General features: G+C 71.0%; 23 protein-coding genes, 1 pseudogene and 1 riboswitch. Of the genes and pseudogenes, 7 read left to right on the top strand and 17 right to left on the bottom strand.

What is annotated here, in order from left to right:
- Positions 1-9: 9 nt before the first annotated feature.
- Positions 10-459 (top strand): annotated as a pseudogene (locus ABTZ54_RS10250) (PadR family transcriptional regulator); the annotation flags it as partial.
- Here ABTZ54_RS10250 and ABTZ54_RS10245 read toward each other — a convergent pair.
- From ABTZ54_RS10245 to ABTZ54_RS10225, 5 genes are all read right to left on the bottom strand, one after another.
- Positions 456-1,670 carry a hypothetical protein gene (locus ABTZ54_RS10245; protein WP_351659523.1) on the bottom strand — a complete coding sequence of 405 codons (1,215 nt, stop codon included), beginning with the start codon at positions 1,668-1,670 and terminating at the stop codon, positions 456-458. The pseudogene ABTZ54_RS10250 and the gene ABTZ54_RS10245 sit on opposite strands and share 4 nt — an antisense overlap.
- A 48-nt stretch (positions 1,671-1,718) precedes the next feature.
- Positions 1,719-2,732 (bottom strand): C40 family peptidase, encoded by a 1,014-nt coding sequence (locus ABTZ54_RS10240; RefSeq protein ID WP_351659521.1) that lies wholly within the window; start codon positions 2,730-2,732, stop codon positions 1,719-1,721.
- 189 nt (positions 2,733-2,921) lie between these two features.
- Positions 2,922-3,950 carry a C40 family peptidase gene (locus tag ABTZ54_RS10235; protein ID WP_351659518.1) on the bottom strand — a complete coding sequence of 343 codons (1,029 nt, stop codon included), beginning with the start codon at positions 3,948-3,950 and terminating at the stop codon, positions 2,922-2,924.
- Between the two features lie 265 nt (positions 3,951-4,215).
- Positions 4,216-5,580: an NYN domain-containing protein gene (locus ABTZ54_RS10230; RefSeq protein ID WP_351659515.1), complete on the bottom strand. Its 1,365-nt coding sequence runs from the start codon at positions 5,578-5,580 to the stop codon at positions 4,216-4,218.
- Between the two features lie 45 nt (positions 5,581-5,625).
- Positions 5,626-5,868 (bottom strand): hypothetical protein, encoded by a 243-nt coding sequence (locus ABTZ54_RS10225; RefSeq protein WP_046908952.1) that lies wholly within the window; start codon positions 5,866-5,868, stop codon positions 5,626-5,628.
- Positions 5,869-6,032: 164 nt separating this feature from the next.
- Here ABTZ54_RS10225 and ABTZ54_RS10220 point away from each other — a divergent pair, with 164 nt between their 5' ends.
- Both ABTZ54_RS10220 and ABTZ54_RS10215 read left to right on the top strand, forming a co-directional pair.
- Positions 6,033-6,767, top strand: a complete 735-nt coding sequence (locus ABTZ54_RS10220; RefSeq protein ID WP_351659512.1) for a rhomboid family intramembrane serine protease — start codon at positions 6,033-6,035, stop codon at positions 6,765-6,767.
- Positions 6,764-7,045, top strand: a complete 282-nt coding sequence (locus tag ABTZ54_RS10215) for an Lrp/AsnC family transcriptional regulator (protein ID WP_351659509.1) — start codon at positions 6,764-6,766, stop codon at positions 7,043-7,045. Before ABTZ54_RS10220 ends, ABTZ54_RS10215 begins: the two co-directional genes overlap by 4 nt.
- A 94-nt stretch (positions 7,046-7,139) precedes the next feature.
- Here ABTZ54_RS10215 and ABTZ54_RS10210 read toward each other — a convergent pair whose 3' ends face one another.
- From ABTZ54_RS10210 to ctaE, 6 genes are all read right to left on the bottom strand, one after another.
- The gene (locus ABTZ54_RS10210) at positions 7,140-8,549 is read right to left on the bottom strand and encodes an aminotransferase class V-fold PLP-dependent enzyme (protein ID WP_351659507.1); all 1,410 of its coding nucleotides are present in this window, start codon (positions 8,547-8,549) and stop codon (positions 7,140-7,142) included.
- Positions 8,550-8,727: 178 nt separating this feature from the next.
- A riboswitch (SAM riboswitch) is annotated at positions 8,728-8,844 on the bottom strand.
- 86 nt (positions 8,845-8,930) lie between these two features.
- Positions 8,931-9,995 (bottom strand): anthranilate phosphoribosyltransferase, encoded by a 1,065-nt coding sequence (gene trpD / locus ABTZ54_RS10205; protein WP_351659504.1) that lies wholly within the window; start codon positions 9,993-9,995, stop codon positions 8,931-8,933.
- Between the two features lie 127 nt (positions 9,996-10,122).
- A complete protein-coding gene (gene qcrB / locus ABTZ54_RS10200; RefSeq protein ID WP_351659502.1) occupies positions 10,123-11,748 on the bottom strand; it encodes a cytochrome bc1 complex cytochrome b subunit in 1,626 nt (541 codons plus the stop codon).
- Complete coding sequence (qcrA, locus tag ABTZ54_RS10195; protein WP_351659499.1) at positions 11,745-12,797, bottom strand: cytochrome bc1 complex Rieske iron-sulfur subunit; 1,053 nt, start codon at positions 12,795-12,797, stop codon at positions 11,745-11,747. Before qcrA ends, qcrB begins: the two co-directional genes overlap by 4 nt.
- On the bottom strand, positions 12,794-13,603 hold the full coding sequence (qcrC, locus tag ABTZ54_RS10190; protein WP_351659496.1) for a cytochrome bc1 complex diheme cytochrome c subunit: 810 nt from the start codon (positions 13,601-13,603) through the stop codon (positions 12,794-12,796). Before qcrC ends, qcrA begins: the two co-directional genes overlap by 4 nt.
- A gap of 75 nt (positions 13,604-13,678) precedes the next feature.
- Complete coding sequence (ctaE, locus tag ABTZ54_RS10185) at positions 13,679-14,299, bottom strand: aa3-type cytochrome oxidase subunit III (RefSeq protein WP_351659493.1); 621 nt, start codon at positions 14,297-14,299, stop codon at positions 13,679-13,681.
- 187 nt (positions 14,300-14,486) lie between these two features.
- Between ctaE and ABTZ54_RS10180 the strand changes: the two genes are divergently transcribed.
- The gene (locus tag ABTZ54_RS10180) at positions 14,487-14,888 is read left to right on the top strand and encodes a DNA-binding transcriptional response regulator (RefSeq protein WP_351659490.1); all 402 of its coding nucleotides are present in this window, start codon (positions 14,487-14,489) and stop codon (positions 14,886-14,888) included.
- Between the two features lie 32 nt (positions 14,889-14,920).
- On the opposite strand, the gene ABTZ54_RS10175 is transcribed toward ABTZ54_RS10180, so the two are convergent.
- The 4 genes from ABTZ54_RS10175 to ctaC form a co-directional block, all read right to left on the bottom strand.
- Positions 14,921-16,177, bottom strand: a complete 1,257-nt coding sequence (locus tag ABTZ54_RS10175; RefSeq protein WP_351659487.1) for a L,D-transpeptidase — start codon at positions 16,175-16,177, stop codon at positions 14,921-14,923.
- Between the two features lie 119 nt (positions 16,178-16,296).
- Positions 16,297-16,695: a cytochrome c oxidase subunit 4 gene (locus tag ABTZ54_RS10170; protein ID WP_132915653.1), complete on the bottom strand. Its 399-nt coding sequence runs from the start codon at positions 16,693-16,695 to the stop codon at positions 16,297-16,299.
- Positions 16,692-18,428 (bottom strand): aa3-type cytochrome oxidase subunit I, encoded by a 1,737-nt coding sequence (gene ctaD / locus ABTZ54_RS10165; protein ID WP_351659484.1) that lies wholly within the window; start codon positions 18,426-18,428, stop codon positions 16,692-16,694. The genes ABTZ54_RS10170 and ctaD overlap by 4 nt, the downstream gene beginning before the upstream one ends.
- Positions 18,425-19,390, bottom strand: a complete 966-nt coding sequence (gene ctaC / locus ABTZ54_RS10160) for an aa3-type cytochrome oxidase subunit II (protein ID WP_351659481.1) — start codon at positions 19,388-19,390, stop codon at positions 18,425-18,427. The genes ctaD and ctaC overlap by 4 nt, the downstream gene beginning before the upstream one ends.
- Before the next feature lie 278 nt (positions 19,391-19,668).
- On the opposite strand from ctaC, the gene ABTZ54_RS10155 reads away from it, so the two are divergent.
- Complete coding sequence (locus ABTZ54_RS10155) at positions 19,669-21,051, top strand: cysteine desulfurase/sulfurtransferase TusA family protein (RefSeq protein ID WP_351659478.1); 1,383 nt, start codon at positions 19,669-19,671, stop codon at positions 21,049-21,051.
- A gap of 102 nt (positions 21,052-21,153) precedes the next feature.
- On the opposite strand, the gene ABTZ54_RS10150 is transcribed toward ABTZ54_RS10155, so the two are convergent.
- Positions 21,154-22,128 (bottom strand): carbohydrate kinase family protein, encoded by a 975-nt coding sequence (locus ABTZ54_RS10150; protein WP_351659475.1) that lies wholly within the window; start codon positions 22,126-22,128, stop codon positions 21,154-21,156.
- A gap of 131 nt (positions 22,129-22,259) precedes the next feature.
- Here ABTZ54_RS10150 and ABTZ54_RS10145 point away from each other — a divergent pair, with 131 nt between their 5' ends.
- Entirely contained in the window at positions 22,260-22,466 is a 207-nt protein-coding gene (locus ABTZ54_RS10145) for a hypothetical protein (protein ID WP_351659472.1), read from the top strand.
- Positions 22,467-22,539: 73 nt separating this feature from the next.
- Positions 22,540-23,970: a hypothetical protein gene (locus ABTZ54_RS10140; RefSeq protein WP_351659469.1), complete on the top strand. Its 1,431-nt coding sequence runs from the start codon at positions 22,540-22,542 to the stop codon at positions 23,968-23,970.
- A 60-nt stretch (positions 23,971-24,030) separates the two neighbouring features.
- On the opposite strand, the gene ABTZ54_RS10135 is transcribed toward ABTZ54_RS10140, so the two are convergent.
- Positions 24,031-24,387 carry a HesB/IscA family protein gene (locus ABTZ54_RS10135; RefSeq protein WP_351659466.1) on the bottom strand — a complete coding sequence of 119 codons (357 nt, stop codon included), beginning with the start codon at positions 24,385-24,387 and terminating at the stop codon, positions 24,031-24,033.
- Between the last annotated feature and the right edge of the window lie 52 nt (positions 24,388-24,439).

Genomic DNA, 24,439 nt, shown 5'->3' with positions numbered 1-24,439 from the left:
TTCGAGAGCCCGGTGAGCGACGGCGCGCTCTACCCGGCGATCAGCCGGCTGGTGAAGAACGGCCTGGTCGACAGCCGTACGGAGCCGGGCGCGGGCGCGGCCCCCCGCCGCACCCTCTCGCTCACCGACGAGGGCCGCGCCGAGCTCTTCGCCCGGCTGCGCTCCCCCAAGGACATCGAGATCAGCGACGGGCAGCGCTTCTTCACGCTGCTCTCGTTCCTGGGCCGGCTGCCCGACCCGGCCGGGCAGGCCGCCGTGCTCCGCCGCCGCCAGGCCTTCCTCACCGCCCCGACCAGCTTCTTCTACGCGGACGGCGCACCGGTCCGCGCCGAGCAGGAGCCCGATCTGTTCCGGCGCGGGATGCTGCGGATCGCCCGGGCGACGGGCACGGAGGAGCAGGCCTGGCTCACCGAGGCCCTGGCGGAGCTGGACCGCCGGACGGCGGAGGGGACGGCCTAGGCCAGCCGCTCCCCCACGTACGCGCGCCAGCTCGCCGTGAACTCCTCCGGGGTGGTGCCGAGGACGTCCTTCAGGGCCTTCTCCAGCGCGCCCTCGCGCTGCGGGTGGGCGCCGACCGCCCGGTAGAACGCGGTCAGCTTCGCCTCGCCCCACCGCTCGGCGACCAGCTCGCAGGCCAGCCAGCCGCCCTCGTAGGCGCGGGCCATCGCGTCCGCGTCGCCGCCGAAGGTGAAGTCCGCGTCGCCGGGCAGGGCGGCCGGCGCCTCGCCCGCCTGGACCGCGCGGCGCAGCTCGGGGGCGGCCTGGGCGGCGGTGCGGCCGGTGCCCCGGTAGGCGACCCAGTCGGCGAAGCCCTCGGAGAGCCAGACCGGGGTGGCCTTCGTGGTCCGGGCGCGGGTCGCGACATGGGTGGTCTCGTGGGTGAGGACCAGCTGGCGGCCGAACGAGCCGAGCGTGGCGTACGCGTCGGGGTTGACGATGACCCGGTCGGCGGGGGCCGTCGGGCCGCCGCCGGTCTCGCCGGTGGTGACGGCCGCGATGCCCCGGTAGGAGGCGGCCGGCGCGCCGAGCAGCCCGCCCATCGCCTCGACCGAGGCGGGCACCAGGACCACCACCCGGCCCGCCCACTCCCCGTGCCAGGCGCCCTCGACCGCGGGCACCGCCCGGTCCGCCGCGGCCGCGATCTCCTTCAGCCGCTCGGGGCTCTGGCCCACGCCGAGGACGAGGCTGCGCCGACCCGTGACGGTCCGCACCTCGCCCTGCTGCCACAGCTGCTGCGGGGCGCCCTCGGCGGGGCGGTCGCCGGTCACGTACCAGCGGCCGTCGCGTTCGGCGAGCTCCAGGACCCGCTCGCTGGTGGCGGGCCCGGAGTCGTAGCCCTCGATCCGGTAGCCGAGCTCGGCCCTGGCGGTGGCCCGGCCCCCTGCGGCCCGGTCGACCTCGGTGACCCGGTACCGCCAGCCGCCCAGCGGGAGCGCCGCGAGGCGGTCGAACTCGGTGCGGGCGGCCGGGGCGAGGGCGGGGTCGAGGGCCGCGAGATAGGCGGCCTCGTCGCGGTCGAGCAGCGCCCGGGCGTGCCGGTCGAGCAGGCGCTGGATCTGCCCGGGCGCCGGGTCGGCGGGGGCCGGGGCCGTACAGCCGGTCAGCACCAGCAGGGCCACGGCCAGGCACCCGGCCGCGCCGCGCGCCCTTCCACTCCCCTGACCTGCCACGCCCCCGATCGTACGGGGCGGCGGCGGCGCCGGGTCGGGAGCGGCGGCTCAGACCCTGGTCACGGTGACGTGGGACATCATGTTCACCGGGTCGTAGCGGACCCGGGCCCCCGGGTAGGGCGCGTGGATGACCTGCCCGTTCCCGGCGTAGATCGCCACATGGCTGGCGTCGCCCCGGTACGTGACGAGGTCGCCGGGCTGGGCCTGCGAGAGCGGCACCCGGCGGCCCGCGTTCCGCTGCGCGGAGGAGGTACGGGGCAGGGCGATCCCGGCCTGCCGGTACGACCAGACCATCAGGCCCGAGCAGTCGAAGGCCGAGGGCCCGGTGGCGCCCCACACATACGGCCTGCCGATGGCGCTGCGGGCGGCGATCACCGCGGCGGCGGCCCGGGAGGGGCCGAGGTCGGCGAGCGGCGGGAGCTCCTCGTCGAGGGAGTCCCGGCCCGAGCGGGAGGCCCGGTCGTAGCCGGCCCGCTCGTCGGCGGAGAGCGAGGCGAGCACCCGGCGGGCCTCGGCCAGCTTCCGCTCGACGGTGCGCTTGTGCCGGGCCACCTCGGTCCTGCTGCGCTCCAGTTCGGCCAGCGCCCGGCCCGCCTCGGTCCGCTCCTGGGCCAGCTTGCGCAGCTCGCGGTGGAGTTCGGCGAGGGCGGCGCCTTGCCGGGCGGTGACCCGGTCGAGGACGGAGGCCCGGTCGAGATAGGTCTCCGGGTCGGAGGAGAGCAGCAGGGCGAGGGCCGGGTCGATGCCGCCGGAGCGGTACTGGGCGCCGGCCACCGAACCGAGCGCGCCGCGCATCCGGTTGACGCGCTCCTGGCCGCGGGCGAGGCCGTCCCGCGCGAGCGCGACGGTCCTGCGCAGCCCGTCGGCCTTCTCGTCGGCCTGGTTGTAGCCCTCGGTGGCCTTCTCGGCCTCCTCGAAGAGGCGGTCGACGGTGACGCGGGTGGCCTCGGGGCCGGGGGCGCCCGGGTCGGCGTGCGCGGGGACGGCACCGAGGGCCGTGGCCGCGGTGGCCGCGGCTGCGGTGAGGACGGTGACCCTGGCGGGTCGTCGGTGGGACGCCACGGAACGCGCTCCGTTCGGTTCGACGGACTGGCGCGGCAGACAGTAGCCGGTGATCACCCCAGGTCCAACGAACCCGCCGGGCACAGAAAGTGACGCCCCGCCCGTGACCACAGGTCACCGGCGGGGCGTCACGTCAGTCCAGGATCCGGCGAACCACCCGTTCGGAGGGCAGGTGCCGTCGCGTCGGCGTCAGATACGGACGCCGAACTGGAAGGTGCCCATGTAGTCCATCGACTCGTAGCGGACGTAGGCGCCCGGCTTCGGGGCGTGCAGGATCGTGTTGTTGCCCGCGTACAGGCCCACGTGCGACAGGTTGTTGAAGAAGACCAGGTCGCCCGGCTTGAGCTGGCTGCGGCCGATCTTCACGCCGTCGTTCTGCTGGGTGTAGGTGGTGCGGGTGAGCGAGACGTTGGCCTGGCGGTAGGCCCACTGCGTCAGACCCGAGCAGTCGTAGGAGCCGGGGCCCGTGCCGCCGCGGAAGTACGGCTTGCCGATCTGGGTGGCGGCGGCGCTGAGGGCGGCGGCGCCGCGCTGCGAGGCGGGCACCTCGTTGCCGAGCTCGACCCGCTCGCCGGCGGCGCGGCTGGCGCGCTGCTCCTCCTGCTCCATCTTGGAGCGCTCGGCGGCGGTCAGCGTGTTGAGCAGCTTGCGGGCCTCGGCCAGCTTGCCGGTGGCCTTGTTCTTCTTCTCGTTGAGCGTCTTGCGGACGTCTTCGAGGTCGGTCAGCTTGGTGGCGGCCTCGGCGCGCTGCTGGGCGAGGGTCCGCTGCTTGGCCTGGATCGACTGGAGCACGTCGGCCTGCTTGGCGCCGAGCTGGTCGATCGCGGACGCCTTGTCGAGGTAGGTGTCCGGGTCGGCGGAGAGGAAGAGCTGGAGCGCCGGGTCGATGCCGCCGGAGCGGTACTGCGCGCTGGCGACCGAACCGATCTGCTCGCGCAGGGTGTTGAGGTCCTGCTGGCCGCGGGCGACCTTGTCCTGGAGGGCGCCGATCTCCTTGTGGAGCTTGCCGCGGCGCTCTTCCGCCAGGTTGGCCTGCTCCGTGGCCTCCTCGGCCTCGTGGTAGAGCTTGTCGACCTTGGACTTGACCTCGTCGATCTTCGGCTTGGGGGCGGCGGAGGCGCCGCTCTGGGCGGAGATCGCGACGGCGAGGCCGGCGGTCGCGGTGAGCACGGTCACACGGGTGCGGCTCGGCTGCTTGGGACGACGGTGGGACGCCACGAAGGCGAGCTCCTTCTTCCTTCAGCCGCCGACCGGGTGAGCGGCAGGCGGGCCCTCCGCTGTCACCCCGGATGGATGATCAACCGCGCGAAGGTTCGAGCCCCGACCCTAGTGACCATCTTGTGATCAGTTCAAATCCCGATAGGCAAAATCTCGCTCGCGCGACGAAGTATTCACACACATCACACGGGCAGTAATGGTCACTTGACCCTGCGCGGATCAGAAAAAGGACATCAGGCGCAGACGTTACGAGACGTCACGAGCCTCACGAGAGGCGCGAAAGCCGCTTCAGCAGCAAGGCGGACGCGACCGGGCGCGCACCGGACTTGGCGACCCCGTCGGCCACCTCGCGGTCGGTGGAGACCACCACGACCGGACGGCCCGGCGGCTCGGCCCGCACCAGCTGACGGATCAACTCGTCCGCCGTGACACCGGGCTTGGAGAACAGCACCCGCACCCCGCGCGGCGGCGCGAGCAGCACCGGCGCGGCGAGCTCGGCCCCGTCGAAGACACAGGTGACCTCGGCGCCCGAGCGGGCCGCGAGCGCGGACAGGCCGCCGAGCAGCCGCAGCCGCTGCTTCTCCAGCGGCATCGTCGGATAGCCGGTCTTGGTGACGTTGTAGCCGTCCACCACCAGGTGCGCCTGCGGCAGTTCGAGCAGCTGGTCCAGGAGCGCCGGGTCGGTCTCGGACAGGGCGCGCGCCGCGATGTCCTTCGGCGACATCCGGCCCGGCTCCACCGCGTCCACGGTGTCCGCGGGGTGCATCGAGACCGGGGGCAGGGCCAGTTCGCGGCGCAGCCCCTGGGCGGCGTCGAGCACGGTGTCCAGGAGCAGCCGCAGCCGCATGTCCTCCACCGAGCGGCCCTCGCGGCCGGCGCGCCGGCTGGCCTCCAGGGCCGCCTCGACCTCGCCGAGCCGGGACTTGAGCCGCCGGCTCTCGCTCTCGGCGGCGGAGACCTGCGCGGCGGCCTCGGTCCTGGCGCCGTCGATCTCGGCCTGGGCGCGCCGCAGCGCCGCCTCGCCGCGCTTCACGTCGCTCTGGGCGCTGCGCAGCTTGCGGTGAAGCGATTCGGCTTCCTTGCGGGCCGCCTCCAGGTCGTGGCGCAGCTGCTCGGTCTCGGTCCTGGTGCGCTCCCGGGCGTGCGCGACCTCCTCGCGCAGCCGGTCGAGTTCGCGCCGGCCGGCCTCGTCGGCGCGCTCGGCGTCGGCGCGCTCGGCCTCCTCGCCGGCGGCGGCGACCAGCTTGCCCCAGCCGGCCGGCCGCAGCACATAGGCGGCCGCGGCCACGTCGACGGGGTCGGCGGCGGCGGGCGGGGCGCCGGACTCGACGGCGCCGGCCAGCTCGGGCTGCGCCTCCTTGAAGCGCTCGCCGATCCGCTGCCGGAACAGCGGGTCGCTCTCCAGGGCGGCCGCCATCGCGTTCCCGGCGAACTTGGCCCGCCGGGAGGCGGTGAAGCGGGCGTACTGGCGCAGCGGGGCGGGCAGCTCGGCGACGGTCAGGCCGCCGAAGGCGTCCGCGACCAGCGCGACCACCTTGCGCCGTACAGGCTCGGGCAGCGGCCGGTCGAGCGCCTCTGCGGCGTCGTGCGCCGAGGCCGTCGGCTCCTCACCGTGCGCGGGCTGCGCCACGATCCGTCACCCCACTTCCCTGTCGTCGCCCTTCCGGGCCGCTTCTCAGGAAGCGGAACCCGGCCTGTCCACCAGTTCGATCTGGTCCACCGCGTTGCACCAGCGGCAGCGGACCGACTCGATGGTCTCACTGACCACCTCGCGTTCCTCGACCTTGGGCTCTCCGGCGAGGTCCAGATGGACGTACTCGACGACCTTGGAGGACCGCGTGACGTCGAATCGGGTCAGGTTGCCGCAGAGCGTGCAACGCCAGCGGGTCTCCGGGGTCGGCAGGGGAACCGTCGTCATCGTGCCGCCTCTTTCTGGGCTTTCCCTGGAATTCCGGGGTTGTACGGGACCGCGGTGCGCCGTCGGACTGCGGAAGTCTGCCCGTAACCCTACGGCCTCCCGGGTACCCCGCGGCACGGCGAGGCACTCTGTCCAGTTCGACCCCGGTACGCCATGATCTGTCCATGATCGACTGGCGGGGCACGGCCCTCGGCGCGTGGCAGGGGGCCCGGAACGGGCCGACCGTGACGTACGGCCTCATCGCGCTGTGCGTCCTGCTCTTCGCCGTGAGCCCGGTGTCGGGGCTCAACCCGGGGTACGGCACCGGCGACCGGCTGCTCGCGGCGCAGAGCGCGTACTTCGAGCGCTGGGGCGTGATCCCGGCCGAGCTGACGAGCGGGCAGCCGCGCGCGCTGCTCACCCCGCTGACCGCGCTCTTCGTGCACGGCAGCTGGCTGCACCTGCTGGGGAACATGCTGTTCCTGTACGTCTTCGGCGCGATGGCCGAGGAGCGGATGGGCCCGGCCGAGTTCGCCCTGTTCTACCTGGGCTGCGGCTACCTGGCCCTGTTCGGGTACGCCGCCGCGCACGCGGACAGCGAGCAGACCCTGGTGGGGGCGTCGGGGGCGATCTCGGGGGTGCTCGGGGCCTTCCTCTACCTCTTCCCGCGCTCCCGGGTGACCAGCCTCTTCCCCTTCCTCTTCTTCCTGCCGCTGCGCTTCCCCGCCTGGATCGTGCTGATCTTCTGGTTCGTGCTCCAGTGGCTGGCGGCGCGCTCGGCCGGGGCGGGGCCCGGGGTGGCGTATCTGGCGCACGTGGTGGGGTTCGCCCTCGGCTTCCTCTACGCGTGGGGCCGGTACAGAGGTGGCGTTAAAGTGAAACCACCAGCCGCGGCCACCGAGGGAGAAAGCCAGCCGTGATCACCGCGATCGTGCTCATCAAGACCAGCGTGGACCGCATTCCCGAGATCGCGGAGGCCATCGCCGCGATCGACTGCGTCAGTGAGGTCTTCTCGGTGACCGGGACGTACGACCTGATCGCCATGGTCCGGGTGGGGCGCCACGACGACCTGGCCGATGTCATCCCCGGGAAGATCAGCAAGATCCCCGGCGTCGAGGGCACCGACACCCATGTCGCCTTCCGCGCCTACTCCCAGAACGACCTGGACGCGGCCTTCGCCATCGGCCTGGAGTCCTGAGGGCCCCGAAGGACACGCGTGAAGCCGGCCTCTCCCCCGCGGGAGGCCGGCTTCACGCGTGTGCGCCCGTCTTCACTCGTACGGAGGAGGGAGCTCAGCCGCGGTCCGGCACGCAGCGGCCGTCCTCGGTGCGGTACTTCCACTGGGCGCCCTCGCGCACCAGCCGCTTCACCGCGCCCACGAAGCGCTCCACGTGCTCGTCGGGCGTGCCCGCGCCGAAGCTGACCCGGATGGCGTTGAGGGAGCGCTCGCCGGGGGCCGCCTCCGGGGCGCCGCACTCGCCCGGGTCCTGCGGGTCGCTGCCCAGCAGGGTGCGCACCAGCGGGTGGGCGCAGAACAGGCCGTCGCGGACGCCGATGCCGTACTCGGCGGAGAGCGCGGCGGCGAAGTGGGAGCTGTTCCAGCCCTCCACGACGAAGGAGATGACACCGACCCGCGGGGCGTCGTCGCCGAAGAGCGAGAGCACCCGCACCTCGGGCACCTCGGCCAGACCCTCGCGGACCTTGGCGATCAGGTGCCGCTCGCGGGCGACGAGCTGGTCGAAGCCGGCCTCGGTGAGCGCCTTGCAGGCGGAGGCGATGGAGTAGACGCCGATGACGTTGGGCGAACCGGCCTCGTGGCGGGCGGCGGTGGTGTGCCACTCCACGTCCACGCCGCCGTCGGCCCGGCGGGCCACCTTGCGGGAGGCGCCGCCGCCCGCGAGGTAGGGCTCGGCGTCCTGGAGCCAGTCGGCGCGTCCGGCGAGGACGCCGGAGCCGAACGGGGCGTACAGCTTGTGCCCGGAGAAGGCGACCCAGTCGACGTCCAACTCCTGCACGGAGACCGGGTGGTGGGGCGCGAGCTGGGCGGCGTCGAGGACGATGCGGGCGCCGTGCGCGTGGGCGGCGGCGGCCAGCTCCTTCACCGGCCACAGCTCGCCGGTGACGTTGGAGGCGCCGGTCACGCAGACCAGGGCGGGGCCATGGGGGTCGCGGTCGGCGAGGGCGCGCTCCAGGGTCTCGACGGCCTGGCGCGGCGTGCGCGGCGCGTTGAGGTAGGTGACCCGGGCGTCGCGCCAGGGCAGCAGCGAGGCGTGGTGCTCGGTCTCGAAGACGAAGACCTCGCAGCCGGCGGGGATCACCTGGGCGAGCAGGTTGAGCGAGTCGGTGGTGGAGCGGGTGAAGACGACCTGGTCGCCGGGGCGGCAGTCGAGGAACTCGGCGACGGTGTCGCGGCTGTTCTCGAAGAGGTCGGTGGAGAGCTGGGAGAGGTAGCCGGCGCCGCGGTGGACGCTGCCGTAGTACGGGGCGTACGCGGCGACGTCGTCCCAGACGCGCTGGAGGGCCGGGGCGCTGGCGGCGTAGTCGAGCGCCGCGTAGCTGACCTCGCCGCCGGTGACGAGCGGGACGGTGACGTCCCGGCCGAGGACCGGCAGCGGGGCGGCGCAGCAGGGGTCGGCGGACTCGACGGCCTCACCGGAAGCGGCGGAAGCGGTGGCGGTGGCGGCGTTCGGGCATGCGGACATGACGGTGTCTCCCAGCGGGAAAGAGGGCGCGAAAAGGCGTGAAAGGGCCCGCAGGGCAGCGCGAAGTGGGGTGCCGCGTACGGGTGTTGATGGAGAAGGGGGCCGGAGGCCCTATCGCATTCGCTTGCTCACGAGACACTGCTCCTAGAGGACCAAGGACCCCAGGGTTCTGCGCAGGGGTCCGCGCTTGCCGCAGGCTTCTGCTCGTGCGGCCTGGTCTTCACCCGGGGCACCCCGCCACGGACGGAGGGTTGCCGGACAGCTAGCCGGGGCTTTGTCGCTGTCACTCATGACCTGTTCCAGAACCTATGCCAGTCGATCACGACGACGCAACCCCGTTCCGGCATTCGGAACGGGGCTGCGTACGGGGGTCTGGCGCGGCTACGCGTTGCTGGCGGCGATCCAGCGTTCCAGGGCCCGGCGGGCGGCGCCGGAGTCGAGGGACTCGGCCGCCTTGGCGATGCCGGTGCGCAGCTGCTCCGCGAGGGTGCCGCCGCCCGGTTCGAGGGCGGTGAGCGCCGCCGCCGAGTTGAGCAGCACCGCGTCCCGTACCGGACCGGTCTCGCCGGCCAGCAGACGGCGGGCCACATCGGCGTTGTACGAGGCGTCGGCGCCGCGCAGGGCCTCCACGGGGACGATGTCGATGCCGACGTCCCGCGGGTCGAAGGACTCCTCGCGCACGGCGCCGTCCCGGACGATCCACACCCGGGAGGTCGCGGTGGTGGTGAGCTCGTCCAGTCCGTCGTCGCCGCGGAAGACCAGCGCCGAGGAGCCGCGCTCGGCGAGCACCCCGGCGACGATCGGGGCCATCCGGGGATCGGCCACGCCGGTCGCCTGGGCCCGCACCCTGGCCGGGTTGGTGAGCGGCCCCAGGAAGTTGAAGACCGTGCGGATGCCCAGCTCCTTGCGGGCCTTCGCGACATGGCGCAGCGCCGGGTGGAACTTCACCGCGAAGCAGAAGGTGATGCCGGCCTCGTCGGCGACCTCGGCCACCCGCCGGGGGGTGAGCTCCAGGTTGACGCCCAGCTTCTCCAGGACGTCGGAGGCGCCGCTGGCGCTGGAGGCGGCCCGGTTGCCGTGCTTGACGACCTTGGCGCCGGTGCCGGCCACCACGATCGCGGACATGGTGGAGATGTTGACGGTCTTGGCGCCGTCGCCGCCGGTGCCGACGATGTCCACGGACGGTCCCGGCACGTCGATCGTGTTGGCGTGCGCGTACATGGTCCGGACGAGGCCGGTGATCTCCTCGACGGTCTCGCCCTTGGCGCGCAGGGCGACGACGAAGCCGGCGATCTGCGCGTCGGTGGCCTCGCCGCGCAGGATGCGGTCCATCGCCCAGGCGGTGTCCTCCGCGCTCTGGTCGCGGCCGCTCAGCAGGCCGTCCAGGACGGCGGGCCAGGAGCGGCCCGCCGAGTCGAGTCCTCCAGCGGGGGTCGCAGCGCTCATGGCAGCTCCTGGTGATCTGTGAAGTGGATGCCTTCCCACCCTATCGAGCCCCGGGGACGGCAAAGAGCCCCGTCCATCGAATGGACGGGGCTCTCGCCGTGGCGACCTGCTTCAGGAGGTCAGGGGATCAGTGGTGGCCGTGGCCGCTCGTGATCTCCTTGTACTCCTCGGCGGTGGGCTTGGCGATCTGGTTGTCGTCGCCGTAGTAGCCCTTGTTGAGCTTGATCCGGAGCTTCTCCATGCGCCCGATCTTGCGCTCCACGCCGTTCTCGTCGACGGCCGGCGGCAGGGCCGCGGCCTCGTACTGCTCGTGCGCGGTGAGGCGGTGCAGCTCGCCCTGGCTGAGCGGCTGGTGGACCTCGACGAACTCACCGTGCGGCAGGCGCTTGATGATGCCGGACTCGCGCCCGTGCAGCACCTTGTCCTTGTCCCGGCGCTGGAGGCCGAGGCAGATGCGCTTGGTGATGATGAACGCGATGACCGGTCCGGCGAAGAAGAAGATCCGGACGAACCAGGTGATCGAGTTGATCGACAGGTGGAAGTGCGTGGCCCAGAGGTCGTTGCCGCCACCGACGAGCATGATCATGTACGCGGTGATCCAGGCGACACCGAAGGCGGTGCGCGTCGGAGCGTTGCGCGGGCGCTGCGCGATGTGGTGCTCGCGCTTGTCGCCGGTGATCCAGGACTCGATGAACGGGTAGACCGCGATGGCGCCGAGCACCGCCGGGAAGATCGCCAGCGGGATCATCACGCCGAGGACCAGCGTGTGGCCCCAGAGGTTGATCTCCCAGCCCGGCATGACACGGATCAGACCCTCGGCGAAGCCCATGTACCAGTCGGGCTGGGCGCCGGTGGACACCTGGTCCGGGCGGTACGGGCCGAGGGCCCAGATCGGGTTGATCGAGGCGATGGCCGCGACGATCGCGATGACGCCGAAGACCAGGAAGAAGAAGCCTCCGGCCTTCGCCATGTACACCGGGAGCAGCGGCATGCCGACGACGTTCTTGTTCGTACGGCCGGGGCCCTCGAAGTGCGTGTGCTTGTGGACGAACACCAGGATGAGGTGCGCGACCACGAGACCCAGCATGATGCCGGGCAGCAGCAGCACGTGCGCCGAGTAGAACCGGGCGACGAAGTCGCCGCCGGGGAACTCCCCGCCGAACAGGAACATCGACAGGTACGTGCCGACGATCGGCACGGACAGGATCGCGCCCTGCATGAAGCGCACACCGGTGCCGGAGAGCAGGTCGTCCGGGAGCGAGTAACCGGTGAAGCCGGTGAACATGCCCAGGAAGAACAGCAGGAAGCCGAACAGCCAGTTGATCTCACGCGGCTTGCGGAACGCGCCGGTGAAGAACACGCGCATCATGTGCACGAACATGCCGGCGAGGAAGATCAGCGCCGCCCAGTGGTGGATCTGCCGGATCAGCAGACCACCGCGCACCTCGAACGAGATGTGCATGGTCGAGTTGAACGCCTCGGACATCAGCTGTCCCTGGAGCGGGACGTACGGTCCGACGTACTCCACCTCGTTCATCGACGGGTGGAAGAACATCGTCAGATAGACGCCCGTCAGGATGATGATGAGGAAGCTGTAGAGGCAGATCTCGCCCAGCATGAAGGACCAGTGGTCCGGGAAGATCTTCCGCATGTTGGCCTTGGCCAGGGTGTAGATCCCCAGCCGGCCGTCGGCCCAGTCGGCGACTCGCTCACCGGCGGGTGCCTTCTTCTGCGTATTGGTCACAGTGCTCATCCGCGCTCCCAGAAGGCGGGACCGACGGGCTCATCGAAGTCGCCGTGCGCCTCCAGGAAGCCCTTGTCGTTCACGCCGATCCGCAGCTGCGGAAGGGCGTGGCCGGCCGGGCCGAAGATGACACGGGCGCCGTCGGACAGGTCGAAGGTGGACTGGTGGCACGGGCAGAGCACGTGGTGCGTCTGCTGCTCGTACAGCGAGATCGGGCAACCGACATGGGTGCAGATCTTCGAGAAGGCGACGATGCCCTCGTGCGACCACTCGAGCTCGCGCTTGTCCTTGATGTCGTCCGGCTGGATCCGGACGATCATCAGGGCGGCCTTGGCGATCTCGGTCTGGAAGTTCTCGTCGTGCTCCGTGAGGCCCTCGGGCATCGCGAAGGTCAGCGAACCGACCGCGACGTCCTCGGGACGCAGCGGCTCGTGCGTGTTCATGTTGACGAGCAGCTTGCCCTTGGCCCACAGGGTGGAGCGGAGCTTCTTCTCGGGCAGCGGGCCCATGTCGCGCAGCAGGACGATGCCGGAGAGCGGCACCATGGCCAGCGCGCCGAACAGCGTGTTGCGGATCAGCTTGCGACGGCCGAAGCCGGACTCGGCGGCACCGGCCGCGAAGTCCGCCATGACCTTGGCCTTCACCTCGGGCGTGGCCGCCATCGGGTGACGCTCGTCGGCGACCTCGACGTCGGACATCAGGGTGCGGGCCCAGTGGACCGCGCCCGCGCCGATGAAGAACAGGGCCGCACCGAGGGTCAGACCCAGGGAGAAGTTGAGCGCGGACACCCGGCCGAAGGGCCAGATGTACACGATCTTGTCCACCGGGAAGATCACGTACGAGGCGATGAAGCCGATCGTGGCCAGCATCGACAGCGTGAACATGAAGGCGACCGCACGCTCGGACCGCTTGGCGGCCCGCTCGTCGATGTCCTGGATGCGCGGCTTGTGGGGCGGGAGGCCCGGGTCGGCGAACGGGTCGTCGACGACCTTCACCGCGCCGTGCGCGGTGTCCTGCTCGGACGGCAGGTTCTCTTCTGGATTCTCTTGGGTACTCATGACTTCTTGGCCTTAGCGGTGTGGGCCGCGACCCAGATGGCAACTGCGATCAGCGCGCCCAGACCGAAGATCCACGCGAACAGACCCTCGCTGACGGGGCCGAGGCCACCCAGCTTGAGACCACCCGGGTTGTCGGCCTTGTCGCTGTTGACGGCCTGGACGTAGGCGATGATGTCCTTCTTCTGCTTCTCCGGCATGGTCGTGTCGGGGAAGGAGGGCATGTTCTGCGGGCCCGTCTGCATGGCCTCGTAGAGGTGCTTCGGGCTCACGCCTTCGAGGCTCGGGGCGTACTTGCCGTAGGTCAGCGCGCCACCCTCACCGGTGAAGTTGTGGCACTGGGCGCAGTTCGAGCGGAACAGCTCGCCGCCCTTGGCGATGTCGGCGCCGTCAGGGCTGTACTGGCCCTCGGTCGGCACGATCGGGCCGGCACCGAGGGAGGCCACGTACGCCGCGAGCTGATCGATCTCGGCCTGCGTGTAGATGACCTTCTTCTTCGGCACCTGGGCGCCGGGCTGCTGGGCCGGCATACGGCCCGTGCCGACCTGGAAGTCCACGGCCGCCGAGCCCACGCCGACCAGCGAGGGGCCGTCAGTGGTGCCCTGACCGCCGGTGCCGTGGCAGCTGGCGCAGCCGACGGCGTAGAGCTTCTGGCCCTCCTCGATGGCGAGGGACTGGGCGGTTACGTCGGCCTTCGCCGTGCCCGCGGGCGCGAACGCGGCGTACAGCCCCCCGGTTGCCGCCAGCGCGAGAAGTAGGACGACGACCGCCGCCAGCGGATGGCGTCGTCGTGCGGAGAGCTTTTTCACGGATTACCCCGGTGTCAGGATCTTCTGCGTCGATGCTTGCTGGATGAGTCGGTCCGCCGGAGCGGCGGAGCCCGATTACTTGATCAAGTAGATCGTGGCGAAGAGGCCGATCCAGACGACATCGACGAAGTGCCAGTAGTAGGACACGACGATGGCGGCGGTTGCCTGCTCGTGGGTGAACCTCTTGGCGGCGTACGTCCGGCCCAGGACCAGCAGGAAGGCGATGAGACCGCCCGTCACGTGCAGGCCGTGGAAGCCGGTGGTCAGGTAGAACACCGTGCCGTACGGGTCCGAGGAGAGGGAGAGCCCCTCCTCCTTGACCAGCTCGGTGTACTCGAAGACCTGGCCGCCGATGAAGATCGCGCCCATCACGAACGTGATGATGAACCACGTCCGGAGCTTCTTCACGTCGCCCCGCTCCGCGGCGAAGACGCCGAGCTGGCAGGTGAGTGAGGAGAGCACCAGGATCGTGGTGTTCGTCGCGGAGAACGGGAGGTTCAAGGCCGAAGCCTTTTCCGCCCAGAACTCGGCGCCCATCACGGATCGCAGGGTGAAGTACATCGCGAAGAGGGCCGCGAAGAACATCAGCTCGGAGCTCAACCAGATGATGGTTCCGACGCTGGTGAGGTTCGGTCGATTGACCGACGGGTGCGCGTGCCCTGTTTCTACTGTCGTTACTGTCGCCACGACCGACATTATGTCGGTCGCTTATCCCGCCCTCACTCCGGGGGGTGCCGTTCGGAGTGTCCGGGGGGCGTGTCCTGCCCGAACGGCCCATCGGAAGCGGGTTCCGGCACCCTTCGAACAGGTGTTGAACGGGTGTTGACGGGGTGTGGACCGGAGTAGCATCCGCGCAACGACCGACCACCTTCACGGAGGAACGATGCAGTCGAGCGCCACGGTCCTGGTCTACAGCGACGACGCGAACACCCGCGCGCAGGTCCGCCTGGCGGCGGGTCGCAGGCCCGCGGCCGATGTTCCCCCGGTCGAGTTCGTCGAGTGCGCGACGCTGCCCGCCGTGTTGACGGCGCTGGACGCGGGCGGCATCGACGTGTGCGTGCTGGACGGCGAGGCGGTCCCGGCGGGCGGCATGGGCGTGTGCCGGCAGATCAAGGACGAGATCTTCCACTGCCCTCCGGTCCTGCTGCTGATCGGCCGCCCGCAGGACGCCTGGCTCGCCACCTGGAGCCGGGCGGACGCCGCGGTCACCCTTCCGGTGGAACCGGTGGAGTTCGCGGCGTCCCTGGCGTCCCTGCTGCGGGCGCGGCTCTCCCTGAACGCCTGAGGCCCCTGGGGCCCCGAAAGGCCCCGGAGGCCCTACAGGGAGGGCCTGAGCCGGGCCTTGGCGTCCTCGGTGGCGGCCGGGACGGAGCTGTCCGCCACCAGGGCGCTGCCCTTGCGCCACTTGGCCCAGTCCAGGTTCCAGTCGCCGAAGCCGTTGCCGAAGGTGTCCATCATCTCGCCGTAGCTGTTGACGACGCGGACGATGTCCCCGGGGCGCACGTTCTCGTAGAACCAGGCGGCGTTCCCGGTCGACATGCCGGTGCAGCCGTGGCTGACGTTCTCGACGCCCTGGGAGCCGACGGACCAGGGGGCGGCGTGCACGTACTCGCCGCTCCAGGTGACCCGGGTCGCGTAGTAGACGGGCAGGTCGTACGAGTCGGAGCTGCCCTCGGAGATGCCGATGCTGGTGCCCCGCATCCGGACGTAGTACTCCTTGCCGAGCACCACTTTGATCCCGTTTCGGGTGGAGAAGCCCGGTTTCCCGGTGGTCACCGGAATGGTGTTGATCACTTCTCCGTTGCGCTTCACGGTCATCTCGTGGGTGGAGGCGTCGGTGAGGGCCTCGATCCGGTCGCCGATGGTGAGCTTGAGCGGCTTGGACGGGCCGCCGTAGAGCTTGTCGCCCACCTTGAGGCCGTCCAGGTTGCCCGCGACGGTGACGACGGCCCCGGTGGGCCAGTACTCCTTCGGGCGGAAGTGCAGCTTCTTGTCGTCCACCCAGTACCAGGCGCCCTCCACCGAGGGGGTGGAGCGGACCTTGAGGGCCCGTTCCACCACCGCGCGGGCCGCCTTGTCCTTGACCGGGAGGCTGAGGTCGGCGGTGATCGGCTGGCCGACGCCGTACGTGCCCGCCTCCGGGCCGAACGTCACGGTGAGGGCCCGTTTGGCCGGGGCCGTCTCGAAAGTGAACGTACGGGCCCCAGGAGCGCCGTCGTCGTCCTCCGTGGCGACCTGGACGGTGTAGCGGGCGCCGGCCGCCAGCGCGGCCGTGGAGCGCCATCTGCGCCCGTCCGCGGTGAGCTCGCCCGCCAGGTGGTGGCCCGACGCGTCCAGGGCGGTGACATCGGTGATCCGGCCGTCGTCGCCCTTGGCCGTGATCTCCAGCGGCTTCTCGGGATCGGCCTTCTTCCCCCCGGCGGGGGTGTTGGAGGCGATCTCGTCCGCCGCGTCGTAGGGCTTCGCCGACAGCGGATGGTCTCCCGAGCCCGCGCACGCGGTGGCGCCCGCGGTGACGGTGAGGGCCAGAAGGGTGCAGCTCAGAACAGTCCGAATGCGCGGCGTGTCGTTCATGACCTCACGTTAAGAACGATCCCGCGCCACGGCGCGCCGAGCATGGCAAACGAGGGGCCCGGTCACTTCGTCGGACGAAGTGACCGGGCCCCTCGGGGTGTTACGGGGTACTGCGGGTGCTACTGGTTCTGGTTCTCACCGCGGTAGAACTCGAAGACCCAGCCGAAGATGCCGACCAGGATCAGCGGAGCGGAGAAGTACAGCAGCCACCAGCCCATCGCGATGGCGAGGAAGGCGAGCGCACCGCCGATGGCCAGCGAGAGCGGCTGCCAGCTGTGGGGGGCGAAGAAGCCCACCTCGCCGGCCTCGTCCGCGACGTCGGCCTCCTTCTCGTCCTGCGCCATGGCGTCGACCCGCCGGGCCGTGAAGGCCAGGTAGTAGCCGATCATGATGCAGAGACCGAACGCCAGGAACAGCGCCGTCGTACCGACCGGCTCCTTCGACCACACGCCATAGAGGATCGCCATGGCGAGGACGAAGACGCTCAGCCAGATGAACATCTTGCCCTGGATCTTCACTTGCCGGTCTCCTTGCCGCCGGTGAGCGCCGCCGCCTCGTGACCCTTGTTCTCAAGCTGGTCGAGAGCAGCGATCTCGGGGTGGTGCAGGTCGAACGCCGGGGATTCGGAACGGATCCGCGGCAGGGTGAGGAAGTTGTGCCGCGGCGGCGGGCAGGACGTCGCCCACTCCAGCGAGCGGCCGTAGCCCCACGGGTCGTCGACCTCGATCTTCTTGCCGTACTTGGCGGTCTTCCACACGTTGTAGAAGAACGGCAGCATCGACAGGCCGAGCAGGAAGGACGAGATCGTGGAGATCGTGTTCAGCGCCGTGAAGCCGTCGGCGTCGAGGTAGTCCGCGTAACGACGCGGCATGCCCTCGGCGCCCAGCCAGTGCTGGACCAGGAACGTGCCGTGGAAGCCCACGAACAGCGTCCAGAAGGTCATCTTGCCCAGTCGCTCGTCCAGCATCTTGCCGGTGAACTTCGGCCACCAGAAGTGGAAGCCGGAGAACATCGCGAAGACCACGGTGCCGAAGATGACGTAGTGGAAGTGCGCGACGACGAAGTACGAGTCCGAGACGTGGAAGTCCATCGGCGGCGAGGCCAGGATGACGCCGGTCAGACCACCGAAGGTGAAGGTGATCAGGAAGCCTACGGCCCAGAGCATCGGGGTCTCGAAGGACAGCGAGCCCTTCCACATCGTGCCGATCCAGTTGAAGAACTTCACGCCCGTCGGAACGGCGATGAGGAACGTCATGAAGGAGAAGAACGGCAGGAGCACGCCGCCGGTGACGTACATGTGGTGGGCCCACACGGTCACGGACAGACCGGCGATGGCGATGGTCGCGGCCACCAGACCGATGTAGCCGAACATCGGCTTACGGCTGAAGACCGGGATGACCTCGGAGATGATGCCGAAGAAGGGCAAGGCGATGATGTACACCTCTGGGTGTCCGAAGAACCAGAAGAGGTGTTGCCAGAGCAGGGCTCCGCCGTTGGCCGCGTCGAAGACGTGGGCACCGAACTTGCGGTCCGCCTCCAGGGCGAACAGCGCGGCCGCCAGCACCGGGAAGGCGAGCAGGACCAGGACACCGGTCAGCAGCACGTTCCAGGTGAAGATCGGCATGCGGAACATCGTCATGCCCGGAGCGCGCATGCAGATGATCGTGGTGATGAAGTTGACCGAGCCGAGGATCGTGCCGAAGCCGGAGAAGGCCAGACCCATGATCCACATGTCGGCGCCGACACCCGGCGAGCGGACGGCGTCCGACAGCGGGGAGTAGGCGAACCAGCCGAAGTCCGCCGCACCCTGCGGGGTGAGGAAGCCGGCCACGGCGATGATCGAGCCGAAGAGGTACAGCCAGTACGCGAACATGTTCAGCCGCGGGAACGCCACGTCGGGCGCGCCGATCTGCAGCGGCATGATCCAGTTCGCGAAGCCCGCGAAGAGCGGGGTGGCGAACATCAGCAGCATGATCGTGCCATGCATGGTGAACGCCTGGTTGAACTGCTCGTTCGACATGATCTGCGTGCCCGGACGGGCAAGCTCGGCGCGCATGAAGAGCGCCATCAGACCGCCGATGATGAAGAACACGAACGACGTCACCAGGTACATGGTGCCGATCGTCTTGTGGTCGGTGGTGGTAAGCCACTTCACCACGATGTTGCCGGGCTGCTTGCGGCGGACCGGGAGCTCGTTCTCGTACGAGTCCTCAGCCGCGGCTGCCCCATGGGGTTCGTTGAGGATGCTCACAGCTTGTTCGTCTCCGCATTCCTGGCCGGGTCCGTCTGCTCAATGCCCGACGGGATGTAGCCGGTCTGCCCCTTCTCCGCCAGCTCCTTCAGGTGCTGCTGGTAGCGCTCCGGAGAGACCACCTTGACGTTGAAGAGCATCCGGGAGTGGTCGACACCGCACAGCTCGGCGCACTTGCCGAGGAACGTGCCCTCCTGGGTCGGGGTGACCTCGAAGGCGTTGGTGTGACCGGGGATGACGTCCTGCTTCATGAGGAAGGGGACGACCCAGAAGGAGTGGATGACGTCGCGGGAGGTCAGGACGAACCGGACCTTCTCGCCCTTGGGCAGCCACAGGGTCGGGCCCGGGTTACCGGTCTGCGGGTTCCGGGTACCGGGGATGCCGGCGTCGTAGACGCCGCCCGCGTTCGCGGGGAACGCTTCCTTGTACTTGTCCGGAATGGCCGCGAGGTTCTTGTCCGTCTTGGCGTCGCCCTTCACACCGGGCACGTCCTCGACGTAGTTGAAGCCCCAGCTCCACTGGTAGCCGACCACGTTCACGGTGTGGGCCGGCTTGGGGGAGAGCTCAAGGAGCTTCGACTCGTCGCGTGCGGTGAAGTAGAAGAGCACCGAGACGATGATGAGCGGAGTGACCGTGTACAGCGCCTCGATCGGCATGTTGTACCGGGTCTGCGGAGGGACCTCCACCTTGGTGCGGCTGCGCCGGTGGAAGATGGTCGCCCACAGGATCAGGCCCCACACCAGCACGCCCGTGATGAGCGCTGCCGCCCACGAGCCCTGCCAGAGGGAGAGGATCCGAGGCGCCTCTTCCGTCACCGGGGTGGGCATGCCAAGGCGGGGGAAGTCTTCCCAGTTGTACGAGCAGCCGGTGGCTGTCGCCAGGATCAGGCCCGCAGTCAGCACCTGCGGCAGCTTCCGCCGCATCGGGCGCCGCGACGAGCGGTCGGAGCCGTTGGGACTCACGTAGCGCCTTCCCGAGAGTCTCGGCCCGCGTTTGGTCGGCCACGGCCGTCCGTCTCGCTGGTCGGTCGCCGCCCCGGCCGCGGGCAGGGGTTTGGATGTTTATGCGGACCAAACCCTACTGGACGCTATTTGGGGTCGCGCGGGGAGGGTGCCCAACGCGCCGTCCGAGCCCCCGAAGGGGTGGACTCCTTCGTTCCGCGGGCCCCTTCCGGAGGGCCGATCGGCCGTGCGGGCGGGGCATCTGACGGGGACTCGGGCGGCGGGGTTAGCGTGGGCGGATGCCGTACTTCGACACCGCGTCCGCCGCGCCGCTGCACCCCGTCGCCCGCCAGGCCCTGCTGGCCTCCCTGGACGAGGGGTGGGCCGATCCGGCCCGCCTCCACCGGGAGGGACGGCGGGCCCGGATGCTGCTTGACGCGGCCCGGGAGGCCGCGGCGGAGGCGGTGGGGTGCCGCCCGGACGAGCTGGTCTTCACTCCTTCGGGGACACGCGCGGTTCACGCGGGAATCTCCGGGGCGCTCGCCGGGCGTCGGCGTGTCGGGGACCGTCTGGTGGTCTCGGCGGTCGAGCACTCCTGTGTGCTGCACGCGGGAGAGGCGCACACGGCGGCCGGCGGCTCGGTGACCGAGGTGCCGGTGGGGCGGTCGGGCGCGGTGGAACCGGAGGTCTTCGCGGCGGCCCTGGACGCCCGTACGGCGCTGGCCTGTCTGCAGTCCGCCAACCACGAGGTGGGCACCGAGCAGCCGGTGGCCGAGGTGGCGGCGGCCTGCCGGGCGGCCGGGGTGCCGCTGCTGGTGGACGCGGCGCAGTCGCTCGGCTGGGGGCTAGTGCCGGAGGGCTGGTCGCTGCTCGCGGCGAGCGCGCACAAGTGGGGCGGCCCGCCGGGGGTCGGGCTCCTCGCGGTGCGCAAGGGGGTCCGGTTCGCCCCGCAAGGCCCGGCCGACGAGCGGGAGTCGGGGCGGGCGCCCGGCTTCGAGAACCTGCCGGCGATCGTGGCGGCGGCGGCCTCGCTGCGGGCGGTCCGGGCGGAGGCGGCGGCCGAGGCGGCGCGGCTGCGGGCCCTGGTGGACCGGATCCGGGCGCGGGTGCCGGAGCTGGTGCCGGACGTGGAGGTGGTGGGCGATCCGGTGCGGCGGCTGCCGCATCTGGTGACCTTCTCCTGTCTCTATGTCGACGGGGAGACGCTGCTGCACGAGCTGGACCGGGAGGGTTTCTCCGTTTCGTCCGGTTCGTCGTGTACGAGTTCGACGCTGACGCCCAGCCATGTGCTGCGGGCGATGGGGGTGCTGAGCGAGGGCAACGTCCGGGTGTCGCTGCCCCCGGGCACCTCCGGGGAGGACGTGGACCGCTTCCTCGCGGTGCTGCCGGGCGTGGTCGCCTCGGTACGGGACCGGCTCGGGGCCCCGGGGGCCGGGGCGGCGCCCGCCCCGGCCGGCCCGCTGGTGGTGGACGCGCTGGGCAAGCGCTGCCCGATCCCGGTGATCGAACTCGCGAAGATGTTCGGCTCGGTACCGGTGGGCGGCACGGTGACGGTCCTGTCGGACGACGAGGCGGCCCGGCTGGACATCCCGGCATGGTGCGAGATGCGCGGGCAGGAGTACGTGGGCGAGGAGCCGTCGCCGAAGGGCGGCACGGCGTACGTGGTGCGGCGGGTCTCCTGACGCGCCGGAGCCCCGGTCCGCGCCGTACGGGCGGCGGGCCGGGGCTCCGGGGGGCTGTTTCAGGACAACCTCGGGTCAGGACAACCTCGGGTCAGGACGACCTCAGGCGAGGTGCGCCTTGACCTCGGCGGCGGCCTCGTCGCCGTAGGCCTTGGCGAAGCGGTCCATGAAGTTGGTGCGGCGCAGGGTGTACTCCTGCGTGCCCAGGGTCTCGATCACCAGGGTGGCCAGCATGCAGCCGATCTGGGCGGCGCGCTCCAGGCCGACACCCCAGGAGAGGCCGGTCAGGAAGCCGGCGCGGAAGGCGTCGCCGACACCGGTCGGGTCGACCTTGGCGTCCTCCTCCGGGCAGCCGACCTCGATGGCCGGCTCGCCGACGCGCTCGATGCGCACACCGCGGGAGCCGAGGGTGGTGACCCGGTGGCCGACGCGCTCCAGGATCTCCTGCTCGGTCCAGCCGGTCTTGGACTCGATGAGGCCCTTCTCGTACTCGTTCGAGAAGAGGTAGGTCGCGCCCTCCAGGAGGGTGCGGATCTCCTCGCCGTCCATGCGCGCGATCTGCTGCGAGAAGTCGGCCGCGAAGGGGATCTCTCGGGTCCGGCACTCCTCCGTGTGGCGCAGCATCGCCTCGGGGTCGTCGGCGCCGATCAGCACCAGGTCGAGGCCGCCGACGCGGTCGGCGACGGCCTTCAGCTCGATCAGCCGGGCCTCGCTCATGGCTCCGGTGTAGAAGGAGCCGATCTGGTTGTGGTCGGCGTCCGTGGTGCACACGAAGCGGGCCGTGTGCAGGACCTCGGAGATGCGGACCGAACCGGTGTCGACGCCGTGGCGGTCGAGCCAGGCGCGGTACTCGTCGAAGTCGTAGCCCGCGGCGCCGACGAGGACCGGGCTGCCGCCCAGCTGGCCCATGCCGAAGCAGATGTTGGGGCCGACGCCGCCGCGGCGGATGTCGAGGTTGTCGACGAGGAAGGAGAGGGAGACCGTGTGGAGCTGGTCCGCCACGAGCTGGTCGGCGAACCGGCCCGGGAAGGTCATGAGGTGGTCGGTGGCGATGGAGCCGGTGACTGCGATACGCACGGCTGGACGCTCCTGCGGTAAGGACGGTGATGACAGTTCACGCTACCGGGTGCGGACCGGCATGCCGAACAGGGGAAACTACCCCAGAGTAGGGCTTTTCACCGAACGGAGGGTCTGCGTACGGTGCGGCCATGACCCAGTACCCCGCTCCCCGTGAGCATCAGGAGTCCGAGTTCAGTCTTGCGCAGCTGTGCGGTGACAGTGCGCGGATGGTCCCGCACTGGGTGACTCCGGCCACTCCCGCGGCCGCCCCCGTCTCCCCCGCGCTCATCCACGGCGTCCGGGTCCCGGCCGCCTCGGCCCGGCTGATCGCCGCCACGTCCGAGTACGGGGCCTGACGGAACCGGCCGGACGCTTCTCCCGTCCCATGGGTGTCTTTGGCAGGGATGCCCTGGTCAGGAGGAGCGTGCGGTGAGCAGTACGGAGAACCGGTCCGGGAAGCCCCGAAAGCACGGCCCGCTCCTCGTCGCCTCGGTGGCGGCGGGGGTGCTGCTGGCCGGCGGCGGGGGCGTGTACTACGCCACGGCCTCCGACGGCGGCGGCGCGAGGACGGCGCCCGCCGCCGTGCCGGCGCCGACCCTGGAGCAGAAGGGCGACGGCGGCCAGGGGATCGCGCCCGGCGAACCCGACCCCGGCGGCGGGGACGGGACCGTCTACAAGGCCGCCGGCCCGCTCCCCCAGGGCCCGTCCGAGGCCGCGGTGCACCGGCCGGAGGGCCGGATCACCTCGGCGGACGTGACCCGGCTCGCGAAGGCCCTGGGCATGGCGGGCACCCCGCGCCTGGTGGGCGACGTGTGGCGGCTGGCCCCCGACCGGGACGAGAACGGGCCGCGCCTGGACGTCTCGGCGAAGGCGCCCGGGAGCTGGACGTACAGCCAGTACCAGGGCGGCCCGGTGGGCGACACCTGTCTGAAGGGCAAGGCCTGTCCGCCGCCCGGGGAGGCGGAGCCCTCGCGCGGTGGCAGCCCGGTGAGCGAGGCCGCGGCGAAGGCGGCGGTGGCGCCGGTGCTGAAGGCGACCGGTCAGGACGACGCCAAGCTGGACGCGCGCCAGCTGATGAACGGCTCGGTGCGGGTGGTCAACGCCGACCCGGTGGTGGGCGGCCTGCCGACGTACGGCTGGTCGACCGGGATCCAGGTGGGTCCGGACGGCTCGCTGGTCGCCGGGAGCGGGCGTCTGAAGGAGCCGCCCGCGGGCACCACGTATCCGGTCATCGGCGCGCGCGAGGCGCTGGACGAGCTGAACAGGGCCTCGCGGGGCACCGGCCCGGTCGGGATCGGGGGCTGCGCCACCGATCCGCCGGCGGGGGCCGCCGACACCTCGGGCGAGCGGCCGGACATGCCGTGCCGGACGGCGGGCGACACCGCGCCGCCCCGGGTGGTGACCGTGACCGGGGCGCGGTTCGGGCTCGCCGCGCAGTACGTGGACGGCGAGCCGGTGCTCGTACCGGCGTGGCTGTTCGAGGCGCGGGCGGCGGGCGGCGCCCCGTACACGGTGGTGCGGACGGCGGTGGAGGCGCGGCGCATGGCGCCGTCGGCCACACCCTCCGCCACCCCGGACGCGGGGACGGCGCCGGAGCGGCAGCTGACCTCGTACACGACGGACCCGGCGGGCCGGAAGCTGTCGGTGAGCTTCTGGGGCGGGGTGTGCGGCACGTACACGGTGACGGCCGTGGAGACCCCGGCGAAGGTCACGGTGCGGATCGCGGAGAAGCCGGCCGACCCGGACCGGGTCTGTGTCGCGCTCGCCGTGGACATCACGAGGACGGTGACGCTGGAGCGGCCGCTGGGCGCCCGCACCGTGGTGGACGGGGCGAGCGGGCAGGCCGTGCCCCGGAAGTGAGCGGACGCGCGAGAGGGCGGCACCCGGCTCGCGGGTGCCGCCCTCTGGTGCGCTCAGGGCTTAGCTGAAGCTGTCGCCGCAGGCGCAGGAGCCCGTGGCGTTCGGGTTGTCGATCGTGAAGCCCTGCTTCTCGATGGTGTCGACGAAGTCGATGGAGGCGCCGCCCAGGTACGGGGCGCTCATGCGGTCGGTGACGACCTTGACGCCGCCGAAGTCCTTGACGACGTCGCCGTCGAGCGAGCGCTCGTCGAAGAAGAGCTGGTAACGCAGGCCGGAGCAGCCGCCGGGCTGAACGGCGACGCGCAGCGCGAGGTCGTCGCGGCCTTCCTGGTCGAGGAGGGCCTTGACCTTCTCCGCGGCGGCGTCGGACAGGAGGATGCCGTCGCTGACAGTGGTCTTCTCGTCCGATACGGACATCTGCTTCTCTCCAGGGTTGGTACGGAGACTGCTTGCCGACGGTTGCAACCGG

Source organism: Streptomyces sp. NPDC094032 (genome assembly GCF_040303965.1).
Taxonomy (GTDB): domain Bacteria; phylum Actinomycetota; class Actinomycetes; order Streptomycetales; family Streptomycetaceae; genus Streptomyces.
This window is presented reverse-complemented; position numbering and strand designations above follow the sequence as displayed.